At 44.1% G+C, this 14365-nt stretch carries 11 protein-coding genes and 3 pseudogenes; 4 read left to right on the top strand and 10 right to left on the bottom strand.

Features of this window, described 5'->3' with window-relative positions; translation table 11 throughout:
* Positions 1-402: 402 nt before the first annotated feature.
* Positions 403-573: pseudogene (locus KIV40_RS06970) on the bottom strand (AI-2E family transporter); the annotation flags it as partial.
* Positions 573-1187 (bottom strand): DJ-1/PfpI family protein, encoded by a 615-nt coding sequence (locus KIV40_RS06965; RefSeq protein ID WP_012129240.1) that lies wholly within the window; start codon positions 1185-1187, stop codon positions 573-575. The pseudogene KIV40_RS06970 and the gene KIV40_RS06965, both read right to left, overlap by 1 nt.
* Before the next feature lie 309 nt (positions 1188-1496).
* Here KIV40_RS06965 and KIV40_RS06960 point away from each other — a divergent pair.
* Positions 1497-2068, top strand: a pseudogene (locus KIV40_RS06960) (YceI family protein).
* 98 nt (positions 2069-2166) lie between these two features.
* On the opposite strand, the gene KIV40_RS06955 reads toward KIV40_RS06960, so the two are convergent.
* From KIV40_RS06955 to KIV40_RS06940, 4 genes are all read right to left on the bottom strand, one after another.
* Positions 2167-2763: a cytochrome b/b6 domain-containing protein gene (locus tag KIV40_RS06955; RefSeq protein ID WP_285348427.1), complete on the bottom strand. Its 597-nt coding sequence runs from the start codon at positions 2761-2763 to the stop codon at positions 2167-2169.
* A 137-nt stretch (positions 2764-2900) separates the two neighbouring features.
* Positions 2901-5789 (bottom strand): Ig-like domain-containing protein, encoded by a 2889-nt coding sequence (locus KIV40_RS06950; RefSeq protein ID WP_285348425.1) that lies wholly within the window; start codon positions 5787-5789, stop codon positions 2901-2903.
* Between the two features lie 821 nt (positions 5790-6610).
* Positions 6611-7930 (bottom strand): peptidoglycan DD-metalloendopeptidase family protein, encoded by a 1320-nt coding sequence (locus tag KIV40_RS06945; protein ID WP_285348424.1) that lies wholly within the window; start codon positions 7928-7930, stop codon positions 6611-6613.
* 255 nt (positions 7931-8185) lie between these two features.
* Positions 8186-8737 carry an ATP-binding protein gene (locus KIV40_RS06940; RefSeq protein WP_285348423.1) on the bottom strand — a complete coding sequence of 184 codons (552 nt, stop codon included), beginning with the start codon at positions 8735-8737 and terminating at the stop codon, positions 8186-8188.
* 446 nt (positions 8738-9183) lie between these two features.
* Between KIV40_RS06940 and KIV40_RS06935 the strand changes: the two genes are divergently transcribed.
* The gene (locus KIV40_RS06935; protein ID WP_285348422.1) at positions 9184-10185 is read left to right on the top strand and encodes an NADH:flavin oxidoreductase; all 1002 of its coding nucleotides are present in this window, start codon (positions 9184-9186) and stop codon (positions 10183-10185) included.
* Positions 10186-10302: 117 nt separating this feature from the next.
* Here the strand turns inward: KIV40_RS06935 and KIV40_RS06930 are convergent, their stop codons facing one another.
* The 4 genes and pseudogenes from KIV40_RS06930 to KIV40_RS06915 form a co-directional block, all read right to left on the bottom strand.
* On the bottom strand, positions 10303-10557 hold the full coding sequence (locus KIV40_RS06930; RefSeq protein WP_134977513.1) for a hypothetical protein: 255 nt from the start codon (positions 10555-10557) through the stop codon (positions 10303-10305).
* A complete protein-coding gene (locus tag KIV40_RS06925) occupies positions 10557-12239 on the bottom strand; it encodes a SpoIIE family protein phosphatase (protein ID WP_285348420.1) in 1683 nt (560 codons plus the stop codon). Before KIV40_RS06925 ends, KIV40_RS06930 begins: the two co-directional genes overlap by 1 nt.
* Before the next feature lie 21 nt (positions 12240-12260).
* Positions 12261-12521 carry a hypothetical protein gene (locus tag KIV40_RS06920; RefSeq protein WP_043883416.1) on the bottom strand — a complete coding sequence of 87 codons (261 nt, stop codon included), beginning with the start codon at positions 12519-12521 and terminating at the stop codon, positions 12261-12263.
* Positions 12522-12773: 252 nt separating this feature from the next.
* Positions 12774-12986: pseudogene (locus KIV40_RS06915) on the bottom strand (glutathione binding-like protein); the annotation flags it as partial.
* A 310-nt stretch (positions 12987-13296) separates the two neighbouring features.
* On the opposite strand from KIV40_RS06915, the gene KIV40_RS06910 reads away from it, so the two are divergent.
* Together KIV40_RS06910 and KIV40_RS06905 are read left to right on the top strand one after the other, a co-directional pair.
* Positions 13297-13872, top strand: a complete 576-nt coding sequence (locus tag KIV40_RS06910) for a TetR/AcrR family transcriptional regulator (RefSeq protein WP_225466287.1) — start codon at positions 13297-13299, stop codon at positions 13870-13872.
* 1 nt (position 13873) lies between these two features.
* On the top strand, positions 13874-14281 hold the full coding sequence (locus KIV40_RS06905; protein ID WP_285348417.1) for a DNA-binding protein: 408 nt from the start codon (positions 13874-13876) through the stop codon (positions 14279-14281).
* Positions 14282-14365: the final 84 nt, after the last annotated feature.

The following is a 14365-nucleotide window of genomic DNA, read 5'->3' as shown; positions in this document are numbered from 1 at the left end:
ATTGGGGTCCACTTCTCAATCCCAGTTCGTTTGGTTCTCCATATCCATTACTTGGTTCTAAAAATTCCATCTATATTTCAGTAATTTCTTTTCTTGTCGACGTTATTATGCTCGAGAAATTCAAGAAGCAGGGATTATACGCATAATTGAATAACGGTCGATGCCCAATGGGTATCGTTAAGGAAAAACTTTTTTATCAAGATTGATTAATTTTCTATCGATCGACGGCGGTGATCGACACGATCGATTATCTTGATTAAAAAGATTGATCTAGACGGAAAATATTTTCGCGCAAACTTGTTCAATGGGTAACCAAACAATCAGCATTGCCAATAAAAAGACTAAGACGGAAATAAAAGAGACGGTCAGAGAAACCGTCTTTTAGTTAGCTTTTGATAGAGGTCAGTCTTTAGGTTGTTCTAACTCTTTTTTAGGCGGGTCGGTATTCTCTAATTCTGCTGCCACATCTTGAGTTTCGGCGTCTACCCACTTCATAAATACCTGATAACCTGCCGCTAAGAATGCAGCACCGATAAACATGCCCAAAATAACGCCAGACACCAGCCCCGAAACTAAGAGCGATTTTTCTGCTCCGCATCCGCGATTGTTTTAGATATCAACAACTCAAAGTGCTCTAACTGGCCAGCGGGTATCAACTGGTTTTGAATTTCGCGTCGCTTATCTGAATCAAACAGACGCTCTGCTAGCCAACCAATGAGATACATGAGCGATAAGCAACCACCTGCTGTTGCAATATTGCCTTCTACAACGAGAGGAACATCTTGAACATCCCCTCCCATGCTTTCCAATGCTGGTTTCGCATCTGGGTTTGTTGTGAGCTGTTTACCATCAAGTAAACCCAATTCATGCAAGATAAAAGAGCCAGCGCAAATCGAGCCAATCAGTTGTTTTTCAGGGGCAAGCTTCATTGCCGACATAAACTCTCTATCTTGGAGTGCAGCTGGGATCCCTTTCTTACCGCTTGATATTAGTACCACGTCTTGTGCTGCAACTTCAGAGATATGACCATCCGTTTTTACCGCCATACCTAGGTGAGAAATATGTTCTGGCTTGGTTCCTAACACTTTGACGGTCCAACTGTCTTGGGTTCTTCCCAACAGGTCATACATCAAGAAAAAGTCTACGTCAGTGAAATCATCAAACAATACAATGCCAACGGTATACATAAGCCAACTAACCTAACCAATTATTAAACAGTGCGACGAGTGTAACGACAAACCAAGCAAGTCGCGAATTGTTCATTAGAAATAAGATCACACATTCGTACATGCTTAATAAGCCGTTGCTAATTAGCGTATTTTTGACACTTAACACAGACTTAACATCAGTTGTATTGATATCCACTTATGATAATTGGGCGCTCTATCACATCGAAAAAATCATTGAAATCAATCGATTTAATTCCTTATTAACTTTTATAAATCCGAACTACTATCATGGAAAACCATCGCTCAACATCAATAAGGTTAACAATAATGAAAAAGGCTTTCTCTACTCTAAACATCGTAGTCGCACTGTTTTCTAGTGCCGCATCCGCTGCAGACAACTACACTCTTGATTCCGATCTCTCTTCCCTAAGCTTCGCAACAATCAAAAAGCAGTATATTGTCGAGCCAGCAACCATTGATGCCCTATCCGGCACACTTAACAGTGATGGGCAATTTGACGTCGCTATCGACCTAAACAGCATCAATACAGGTATTCCAATCCGAAACACACGCCTGAATGAGATCTTCTTTGAATCTGCAAAACACGCACCAGTAAAAGTGGCAGGCAAAGTGGATTGGGCCGCTCTGGGTGAAGGCTCACACAAGGTAAAAGTACCGGCTGAAGTGACGTTGTTTGGTAAGACGAAATCCGTAGAATTCCCTGTTGTGGTTCTCAATGCAGGTAATACGGTAATGGTAAGTTCAAGTGCACCTGTCATCATCGGTGCTAGTGATTTTGGTATCCCAACGGAAACTTGACCAACTTGGCGGCAACGGTTGGTGGAATTAAGATTTCGGATAGAGTTCCACTTACTCTGAACCTAACCTTTAAAAAGTAGTTTAGTAGCCCAAAAGCGGCTTGCTACCTGGAAACAAAGGCTTGGATAGGCTCACCAAGCCTTTTTTATGCGCTATCAAACAAACCTTTCTTTAAGGTTTATGACCGACTTAGCTTGGACAAGTTAAACGCCATGCTTTTTAATACATCATTCTTATTCACGAAATGATGTTTCAGAGCGGCCAGCGCGTGTAGCAAAACCAAGCTTGCCAGAGTCGCGCAACCAAAACGATGAACCATAAAAAAGAACGCATTCACTTCAGCATTTGAAATTGGGTTTGGAATAGTAAACAGCCAAAAGAATGGGTACTCGTGCTTAAGCATTAAAAAACCGCTAACAAACACAACGAACATCACTAGATAGAGAGTGCCATGTGCAAGTTTGGCCATGCTTTTCTGAGTGTTTGGAATTGTGTCTGGTAGCTCTTGTGTCTCACGAAAAAATGACCACCCCCACCTCACAATCAATAGTACCGAAGCGATCGTTGCAAACGACATATTAAGCGTCGATAAAACGTGGAACAGTTGCGGCATATCCATAACGAATAACATGCCGTAGCCTGCAGTCGTTGCATAGATAATAATCACTGCCATAATCCAGTGTAGCCATTTGCTGAACGCGTCGTATTGTTGAGTGGATGTATTTTGGACGTGCGGAATCGCTTTCTGGTTCTGACCAGAATCTAATTTCGACATATTGTCACCACTGACTTTTATTTGAGATTGGCATGGGAATACGGCGAGCAAGAGCGTTCCCATGATGAAGATTGAAGAATTAACGGAAGGCATAAGCGCCTTCCGTCGTTCAAGTAGATTACAAGATGAGGTGAGTACTACTTGCTTACGCCGATCATGTCGTTAAAGTAGTCCACTTGCTCTGCCATGCTCAAACCTTGGTTGTTTGAACCCAACGTCCACATAAAGAAGCCACCATAACCGTTATCTTTCTGCCATTCAGCACGGTCTAGGTTGTTCTGGCGTGTTTCGACAAAGTTACCACCTGGTGCCCACTGACTGTTGATCGTATTACCTAAAACAATCTTCGACTTGTCTCCAATGTATTCAGCATAGTTTGCCATCGCCACTTCGTATAGGAAGTTTCGACCCGCGTCGTATGTCATCACGTTGAAGAAATCAAAGTCGTTCTTGGTCGCTTTCAACAAATCAATCACTTCACCGTGGTGAGATGAGCGGCCAGACTCTTCAATGTAAGAACAGTTTTCAAATACGCTCGCGTCCATACATTCAACTGGATCCGCGCCTACGTGGTAAGTCGTCAGAGACAGAACCTTCGTATTACCCACTTTCTCACGGATCAGTTTGATCAAAGCCGTCAAGTCCTGATTCTCTTTGTCCGTGATTCGTGCCGCTTTCTCGAAGTCGAAATCTAAACCATCAATGTGCACGTAACCCGCTAATTGGTACTTGCTGTAGTCACAGCTACCGTCTGAATTTGTTGCAAGACACTCGCCTTCCATCTCTTCAGGTTTTAGGTTCTTTTTGTACACAGGGAATGGTGTATGCACCAAATCAACCAAACCTGTCGCAACCGATTCACGGCTTTCAGGCGTACTGATAGCCGACCAAATGCTTTCGTAAGTTTGACCACCAAACGCGACCATCATAATGACATTTTCATTGTCATGCTTGAGCGTTGACCATGCTAGGTACTGTGTTGGCATCCAGTCCGGGTTGTAATACGGTGGCGTAAGCATGCCATCAGAGATCGTGATGTTACCGCTTGCGTCCCACTTACCAAATGACAATAAGTAACCATCACCTTCTGAGTTGAATAACTCTTCGTAGTCATTCAAACCCCAAGACGTTAGGTAACTGATAGAGCGGTCAGGGTTATCGACTAAACCGCCACCACCTGTGCTCTCTTTCACCGTAATGTTAGACGTTGCAGAGGTTTGCTCTTGGTTGGCCGTATTCACCGCTTTTGCTGTGATAGCGTATGTACCCTTCTGAGCACCTAGCCATTCATATTCATAAGGTGCTTCAGTGTCTTTAAACAGCTCGCTGCCATTCGCGATGAAGCTAACCGAGGAAATATCACCTTCGTAGCTCTTCGCGTCTGCTTTGATCGAAATCGCACGACCTTCGAAGTAGCTTGAACCATCGACAGGAGATGCTAGAGAAACAACCAAGTCTTTATCGGTAATCGCTAAAGAAATTGGCGCCGCCTCTGCACTCGCCCCTTGATCATCGTAAGCAACAACCGTCAATGTGTATTGGCCTTCGACTTGGGCAGGCACCGTGATGGTGTAAGTATCTCCTTGTGAAGGCGTGTTTGATGTCGCAACCACTTGACCATTCAATTGAACATCAACGCGGGCAACTTCAGTGTCATCCGTAGCATCGACAACCACGTCGAATGCTTGGTTAGGTGCGATTTTCTGTCCATCTTGCGGCGATTGAACGTCCACCACTGGTACTGGGTTAGGATCACACTCACCAACTTCATTCCATGCATCTTTCCACGCATCTGGATAACTTGGATGACCTGTTCCCGGTGTCCATACTGGGTTACCACACCAACCTGCTACCGTACATGAGTAGATATTGCCAATGTTAGTGACTTCATCACCGACTTGATAAGCCACACCATCTTCGTACTGAGGTATGTCACCACAGCTTGTGCTTGTATCTGTCACCGTGATGGTTAAGTTCTTACTAGAGACATGTTGCTCGTCATCTTTTGCTTCCGCACGAAGCGTAGTAGAGCCTGCCGTTTGCGTTGTCCAGTCACAAGAGAAATCTTGCGTCGCTTTCGCATCAAGAGAACACACTTCTGCATCGTTAGCGAAGAACTTAACGGTCGCTAAGTCATCATCTGCATCCGTCACATGCGCTGAAATAGTGATGCTGTCACCTTTTTGGTGAGAAGAGCCTTCATCTGGCGAGATAAACTCAATTACAGGTGGATTTGGCGCCGTCGATTCTGACTCTACCGTCACTTGAATCGCTTTCTCTGTGAGTTTGTCACCATTGTCATTGAACGCCATGACAGTGATCGACGCAGCACCAACTTCTGCTGGAAGCCAAGCTTGCTGGTATTCTGTCGTGCCTTCTACAACGTTTTGCTCGCCCAATTTGGTACTGTTTGCCCAGAATTCTAGTTTGCTTGCACCGTCACCTTCGACACCCGTGATGATGTCAACATTCGTACCTGTGTAAACCACTGAGTTTTGAGCAGGCGCTAAGATATCCAGTGAAAACTCTGTTGGCGGAACAACTTCGCCATCCACTTTTACCACAACAGAATTCTCAAACGCGTTCAGGTCATTCAATTCGCCACCGAAAGAGATAGTCAATGCCGCAGATTCACCTGAGGCCAGCTCACTATCAACCCAAGAGCCTTCTGGGAACGTCAATGTCACCGAGTTCAATACACCATCCGCTTGCGTCGTATGAGAGATTTCCCATGATGGGTAAGAAAGATGGTTTGACGCCCAATTGATTTCGTTAATCGCTACCGGCAATAAAAATTCGATCACGGCTTCACGCATGTCTGCGCTATCTGAGCCTGTGTTTGTGATATCTAGCTTATAGGTGCTCCAGTATTCACTTTCTGACTGAGCTACCGCATCGGTGCTGAACTCTGCGGCCATGGCTTGTGAAATTGGATTCAACAATAAGCCAGAACAAAGCATTGTTAGCCCTAACGCACGATAACCAATGGAATTGGTCTGTTTAGCACTGCCCTTTCTTAGATACATATTTAAGTCCTTAGTCTTATATTAATTATTTAGGTACTGTACAAAAACCTGCAATTGGCAATTCAACGATTCCTTGCAAGTACACTTAATTTATAAATAAAAATAACCAAGGCAAAAATTCATTTTCACTTCTGGGATAAATATCAAAATTTATCTATTTATGGGAATAAAACCACAATTTTATAAACCATATGATTATATAAGAGCTAATTAAATACCATTTATAGAATAATCTTAATTAGCCACCTTTAATTTAGCGAAACGAAAGCTATTGAATTTAGCTGGAAAGGAAAGGTTTCAACGACATAAAAAGAGAATATAACAAGCCAGTCAATAAAAGAATAAAAGCTATATATAACAACAATTTAAACAAGCACGCTCAATAAAAAATCATATTTAAAAGAATAAACCACATGATTGCCATGTAGTAAATTTCGCACAATAAATAAGCCACATGAATGGTTGTTTCATTTCAATACCACTTTGAAATATGAAGTAAAGATGCAAAATCACTAAAAAACTGAAGTCAACATTTGCTTTCATTTGGAATTAACGTCACACATTTTTCATGAGCTACAGGAATAATAATTATCCTACAACATCTAGAGTATTAATTCTATTTTCAACTTAATAGCTCAATTAACAATCTAACTATCAATCAAATCCTTTCACTATTTCTAATATAGGTCGACCTTGACGATAATGTATTTACGCTTTTTTTGTGTTTATTTTACCCACTATTTCTCCAAGTATTAGAATCAAAAAAGGCAAGCCGAAGCCTGCCTTTCACTGCGTATTGCACTTTTTATCTGAGATTAGGTTCAAGAAGTTCGTTTTTCCTCTTTCGCGTCCACATTGCTAGCGTTTTGCTCTGTGGCAACCATGTCATCAAACTGAGAAATTCTTGCCAAGAATGCAGGCTTGTCTTTACTTGGGATCGAGCTTGCCAGTGGCAAGTCTACTTTCATTGAATCGACCGCGCGATTTCGTACCAGTACTTCGAAGTGCAGGTGTGGGCCTGTTAGACGGCCTGTCGCTCCGGAAAGCGCAATTTTCTGCCCACGCTTAACATGGTCTCCTTTCTTAACTAAGAAACGGCTCAAATGCAGATAACGCGTTTTGTAGACACTGTTATGCTCTATTACCAAGTATTTCCCCGCATAAGGATGGTTACGAATCGCAATCACTTTACCATCGCCAGTAGAGTAGACTGGAGAGCCAACAGGCGTCGCGAAATCCGTGCCATTATGTGGTGAGATACGCCCTGTCACTGGGTGTTTCCGATAAGGGTTGAAAGGTGAGGTAATACGACGGAACTGTTTGTCGACTGGGTAACGATTGAATGCTTGCTCAAGGCTGTTTCCATCTCGGTCATAAAAACGTCCATCTTCCGCCAAAAACGCCTCCACATCTTTGCCGCGCATCTTGATTGCAATGCCTTGTACTTCTGTATTGCCAGTTAAATGATCATCAACATATTGGCGACGAACCAACACATGAAAACTATCACCAGCACGAAGTTCGCGAGCAAAATTCACTTTATCGCGCAATACACGTGTGATGTTGGCAATCTGGGTCGTAGTTAAGCCTTGTCGATGAGCAGACGATGAGAAGCTACCGTTGATCGTCCCTGAGTGCATTTCCTCACGCCATTCACCCGGCTCTTCCACAAAGTCATACGCAAAAGTACCATCGCTGTTTTGCGTGTAGATCGCGCGTTCAACGAGACTCTCATGAAAAATCACTTGCTGTAAGGTTTTAGTGTCTCTATCCAACACAAACTCGAGGTGGTCGCCTGGTTTAATGGTATCGAGCTTAAGTGAGATTAAGTCAGCTTCAAGAAGCTTCTGCGTCGTTTCGTACGGCACACCCCATGAAGAAAAAATGGTGCTAAGCGTATCGCCGACTTTGACGAAGTAATGAATACGAGCAATGTTGTCATGACCTTGAGCGGAGCGGTCATTCTTTTGTGTCGCCTCCGTTGATTGAGCGCCAGACTTTGGAGCGCTCTCTAACTGAGAATAAGGCGTCACCTTAATAGTGATTTCTTCAGGTTTCGTTTCTGCTTGATAGGTGAGGTATGCTGCGAGAGAGAATGCGGTAGCAGCGACAGCAATGAGTGAATAACGAACAAACTTCATAATACTTGGATTGACTGAAAACAATAGTTGTTATGTTATAACATCATGCGTTAGCAATTAAAACATTACGTATTTGAGAACTTTGTTTCTAAGCTTTATTTGGTTCTATAAGCCGCTCTTTTGATCAGGAAAGCTTATAGAAAAAAGGCCAAGTCAACCTTGCCCTTCTCTATGATTACCAAATCGTGTTTTAGTTCACCGGATTGACAAAACTTCTGCAAATTCGTCTTAACGGCCCCTCTATGCACGGAAATACTAGCCTATCATGGGACCGCCTTTTAGGCTTTCGAGTATAAATTGCACTCGTTGCTCGACGTTGAGTGTTGGAACTTCAATCAGCGTGTATCCGAATCGTTCGTATGCTGCAACCATCACCTGATAAGTTCTCACGGCTTCCGAAAAGTTTTGCTTTCTCTCTTCATCGTTGACAAAAATGGCCTCCCAAGGTGGGAAGATGAAAATGTGTTTGGCGTATTGTTGTTCCTCACAGGCATTCGTTAACGCTTGCGGGATAGGTAAACTTTCGAGTTGGCTATAGCCGTATGAATCCACAATACCGCGGTCAAAGAAGACGAACTCATTATGATGCTTGTAGGCTTCAAAGTTGTTTTGCTCTTCGCGCACCATTTCATCGCGAAAAGCGATTTTGTTTTTCCAAGGTAAAGCGTCACCACCAAGTGCCACTTGATGTTGGATCACCTTACGCCCGGTTTCTGGTGCGCAAACGTAACCAAGCTTAGTAAGATGCTCAATCACTGAGGTTTTGCCCGAACCCGGACCACCAGTAAATACGATTAGGTTATTCATTTAGACCTCAATGGTTAAAAATAGAAGGTTGAAGATAAAGGTTAAAGGTAAAGGGTTGTCTTATCGCCGCTTATTCCGACTTAAGGGCGTTAGTGGCATTAACGCAGAAACAACGAGAAAAAATGAATGTCATGACGCAAAGTTGCTCTTAGACGACATTACGCGGGGAAGATTAGGATAACGGTTCGAGAGGAAATCAATAGAAGTGCACAAAAAGGCGCTAGAAACTGCCTCTGCATTATAAACGTACTGACGTAAAATGCACGGCTGTAAATTACATTACCCTCCCCTAAATCTGTGACCAAGCATGGCAATCCTCTGAATAACAGACGAAATGAATCGGCTTTTTGAGTATAACCATTGAGCATCAGTTGTTAGTCGCAACTTACTCAGTAAGAAACACCACGTTTACGTTGCCAAAGAATTTAAGACATACGAAAGATCTTATGACTCGTTTCGCTCCGCTAAAAGCCGCTAACCACCAGCTCAAAAACCGTCTAGTTGTGCCACCCATGGCTTCCCAAACCGCGACGACCGATGGCATTGCTACCCAAACCACCATTCAACACTATGACAAACTGGCGCGATCTGGTGCGGGTCTTGTGATGGTGGAATACAGCTTTGTCGACTTTACTGGTCGAAGTGAGCCAAACCAATTAGGGGCATACAGCGATAATTGTATCGAGGGAATACGAGCGATCGCAGCAGTCATTCATGCTCGCGGTGCAAAAGCAGGCTTCCAAATTACCCACTGTGGCGGTAAAGCCCAGTTAGATGTTTGCCCAGAATTAATGGGACCTTCTGGCATAACCGTGCCCGCTTTCGATCGTGTTTTGCCACAGCCAAAAGCAATGACACTGGAAGACATGCTCGTATGCCGTCAGAAATTTATTGATGCAGCCCTGCGTGCCGACAAAGCTGGCTTCGACTTTGTGGAACTGCACTGTGCCCACGGTTATGGTTTAAACCAAGTTCTTTCTCCGGTCACAAACCAGCGTAATGACCAATACGGCGGGTCATTAGAAAACCGCGCTCGTTTGGTGGTCGAGATCATCGAAGCCATCAAAGCTCAGAGCCATATTGGCGTGATGGTCCGCATCCCCGGGCAAGACCTCTACCCAGAAGGGTTAACGCAAAACGACATGGTGAAAGTGTGTCAGTTACTCATCAAAGCGGGTTTAGATGTTATCGACGTTTCATCGGGTATTGGGGGCTGGAATCGTCCCAAAGACCGCCGTGGCGAAGGCTATCTAGTATCAGAGTCAACCTTCTTAAAACAAACAGACTTGGGTGTTCCAATCATCGGTGTGGGTGGAATTGAAAGTGCAGAATACATCGAACAAGCCGTAACTAGTGGCTGGCTCGATTTGGCAGCCGTCGGGCGTGCCATACTGAAAGACCCTCTCGCCTTTAATAAGCAGATCATGCAACAAGAAGTCAGTGCATAACCCCTATTCAAAAACAACAAATGCCGAAACAACCTACATCACTTCGGCATTTTTGTTATCACTCTTGGTTCTGTTTTTCCGCTTGGCTTTACTTTTGCGGCTAAGGCAAGATACGAATTACCACTTAACGATACCCAGCGTCACTTTGACGCCGCCTACGAGTGTTGAACCACCATAGTCTTTTGCTAGGCGCAACAAGGTGTCGTGAAAGCCTAAATTTGGAAAAGCCGCTTCAACTTCTGCGATGGTTTCTTTACTCAACCCTTTGCGAACACTGCCTTTGGTCGCATCAATCCAGTCTGCTTTCCGACGCGTGGCCGCTCCAATTTGATTTCGATTTGCGACATGTTTGGTTTCCTCAGATAAAGTCATTAAAGAATTATAGACTTTGTCTTTTCGTCGGGAGTTATCACCACCGTAAAGCAATTGCGCTCCCCTTGATGTGATACAGAAAACCCGTTTGTCATTTGGGCTATGAGCATCAAACCTCGCCCTGAAGGCATCCAACTCTCTTCGTCGAATAGATTTGGCGTCTCAATTTTCTTTGAGGTGTAACTTTGGAAGGTTTCATCAGAAATGCGATTACCATAATCAAATACACGCACTTCTATGTTGCGCTGCTCACCCTGTGTTAGTTCGCATTCTAACTCAACCGTTTTTCCTGCTTGTTCTTGGTAGGCATGAATAAACGCATTGTTCATCAACTCAACCACACACAACTCTAGAGTCTGCGCGACATGAGAAGAAACCGAATGTTGTTGAAGAAACTCAACCAATTCGAGACTCGCTAGGCGTGAAACTTCTAAAGATGCTTGATAGGATTTCTGGAATACCGAACTTGTCGACTTAACGGCTTGCGATTGTGCACAGCCCAACCATTGCACCTTCAACAAGCTCACGTCATCGTCGATTTCTGGTTTTCCTTGCCAGTTTTGCACTTGCTTTAAAACAGCATTAGTTTGTGCTTTTTCTGGCATCGCTTTACTCCTTTCGATGTTGGCTAACAGTCGGTCAATGCCGTAACGCTCCTCGCCTTGCTTAGCTTCCAATAAGCCATCGGAGAAAAACCAAAGCGCGTCATCAGGCTTGAGTTGGATACGTCCACCTTGGTACATCATCGGCTCTAATGCCCCGACGATGAAGTTGTTGTCACCAACAAGTTCCAAGCGGTTTTGTTTCGTCTGTTGCCAAACAAATTTAGGGTGTCCTGCTGTGCAATAATTCAATTCACCGGTTTCGGTGTTCAACACGGCGTATTCGACAGTGAAATAAAGCTTGCCGTTCTGCGTTTGCTGGTAGCGTCGATTGAGCCGTTCAATCACAGCCGCAGGCTTACTGATGCGGTATTCGTTGTCACTCCAATCTAACGTTATCGACTCCGATTTGTTACGTTGTGACAAAGTTTGTTGAATCGAGAACGCCATCAACGCCGAAGAAATACCGTGTCCGGAAACATCGAAGACATAAAACGCAACATGCGATTCATCAAGCTCCACATAGCCCAACATATCCCCACCGATCTTGGTACAAGGGACATAAGTGAAGCTAAATTGTGCCGTATGAATTTGTTCTTCAACGGGCAACAGTTGCCCCATTAACTCTCCAGCAGAATCTAGATCCTGCTGAATGGTTTGATACGCTAAATCGAGCTCTTGGTTTTTTGTCGTGAGCGTATTGTGCAGCTCTAAAGTACGAAAACCCGCTCGAATTCGCGCTTGCAGCTCAGCGACAGAGGTCTTCTTATCAACAAAGTCATCGGCACCTGCATCCATGCCTTTGATGATGGATTCTTGATCGTTATATGAAGAAAGGAGAACAAAGAAGATATAACGAGAAAACGCCGACGACTTAAGCTCACGACAAAGTTCAATGCCACTAATGCCCGGCATCATCAAATCACTGAGGACAAACTGAATGTCAGTTCGGTGAGTCAGCACTTCTAACGCAGCCTCACCATCTTCAACGGCAATGACCTCGTACCCTTGCTTTTGCAATGCACTGGTCATGTAGAGCAGAACCGTTTTGCTGTCGTCAACCAACAATATGGACTTCATGCGCCTCCTTGCCCGTTTGTTCTATTGCAGCACGCTATTCATGGATTGGGCATCTCTGAAACGGCTGTAATCTTCCGCTAAAAGTTGGTGTTGATAACGGGTGTAAGATAATGCCTCATTCGAGACTACGATTTGGTTTTCTTTTTCCACCAGTTGCCCACGCAGCAGTTCAATTTGTTGATGTTGCTGAGTGTGACTTTGATACATGGCCACGAGCCCGCACACAGACGCTACTAGTAGCGTACACAACACGCCATTGATGGTTTTACTTCGAACACGCATAACCTCTCCTTGTCGCTTGGTGTCCTTCATTACTTGGTAAAGTCCAATAATGATTGGGACGTCTACAGACTAAGAACGTAACGTTCTAAAACGCCGTGAGAGCCAATTGAGGTTGTTTCATTAACAAAGTTAATTATAGGAGAGTGGCTGAAAAAAGAGAAAACCCGAGAAAATTGAAGATCTTTACGCTTAAAACGACAAAAAGCAGCAAATTTGTACAAGCTTCACTGCTTTGTTGATGAGGACTCAGCCTCAGTCTTGGAATGCCTCACGCACCGATACTTGTTCAAACCAACGCGCAATATTTGGGTAAGTTTCGAACACTTCAATACTCAAACCATTTACAGCAAAACCAACAAAAATGTAGCCAGTAATGTCCACAATGGTGAAGTTGTCCGTCGCGATATATTCGCTCTCTGACAGACGCTTATCGAAAGTTGGTAGGAATTCTAAAACGCGAGATTTCCTTTAGAAAAGTGCTAACTCGCTTACAACTTGGAGTCATTGCAGTTTCATTTTACATCCCTTTACCTTTTTCTAACCGATTGGTTAGGATATACTGCAATTAGTTTATAAACGATCAGTCAAGAACTTCACTATCAAAAATGTTCAAACAGTTTTGGGTCTGTTTGCTGAGCGAGATTTTTGATGCCGTTTGTGAGTTCACATGAATTTGGAGTTTCACTATTTGGTTCAGTTCGAACGCTAGAGGTTCTCTGTACCATCCCTCCAAAGCAACTCAATTACCCGATAAGCAGACCCAGGCAGGTAATTTATGGCAAGAAAAGCCAACTTCGACCGAGATGAGAAGCTTCTCGTAGCTATGGATGTGTTTTGGCGAAAGGGCTTTGCGAACACGTCCATCTCGGATCTCACCGACGAGTTGAACATCAACCGCTTCAGTCTTTACAACACCTATGGTGACAAGCAACAGCTCTACTACGAAGCGCTCGATACCTACTTAAAAAAAGTCTCGCTACCGTCACTGAATGATTTGGAAAAAGACGACGCGTCTTTACCTGAGTTGGAATCGTTCCTCAAATCCTTTGCTGAGCTGCAACGCAAACGCAACTGTGGGTGTTTTATTCAAAATGCGTTGATTGAGCATGCCGGTGAAGACGATGACGTACTGCGCAAAGGGCATTTTTTGTTTGACCATCTTATCGACATCATTGCAGATGCGCTGACCAATGCGCAAAAAGAAACCTTAGTGCCGAAGACGCTGAAACCACAAGAGCTCGCTCGTTTTGTTCTCAACAACATGCAGGGTATGCGCGTGCTTGGCAAAGCCAAACGTTATGCCGACTTGGATACGGCGCTCTCCTGCTTGCTGGTTTTGATTAGGAAGTAACATGTCGATTGAAGTGATAGTAGTACGTCTTACCAAAGGCATGGACTTAAAGCTTAGCCTTGCACATTTGGTCGAACAGCACGGTATCAAAGCAGGCTCGATTGCCTCATGCGTTGGCTGTGTCTCTGACCTCAACCTTCGGTTGGCAGGTGCAGAGAGTACGTTAACCAAACAAGAACCATTTGAAATTGTCTCGGTGGTGGGAACCCTGACGCCTGAGCATCAGCACGTTCATATCTCGGTGTCTGATCGTGAAGGACGAGTCTGGGGTGGGCATTTGCTGGAAGGCACGGTTATAGATACTACCGCAGAATTGATCATCCACTCCTACTTAGAACTTGAGTTCACGAGGGCGATAGACGACTCAACTGGCTATACGGAACTCCAGGTGAATCCTTCCAAAGAGTAAAAAGCTTCAGAGCCATACTGTGGTGTCTCTGGAGCTTTATTCGTTTCTTGCTTACTAAAATATATACGTAATGTGCTAACTAAA

This window comes from Vibrio sp. D173a (genome assembly GCF_030248475.1).
Note: the sequence above shows the minus strand (reverse complement) of the source record. Positions and strands in the feature narration are given on the sequence as shown.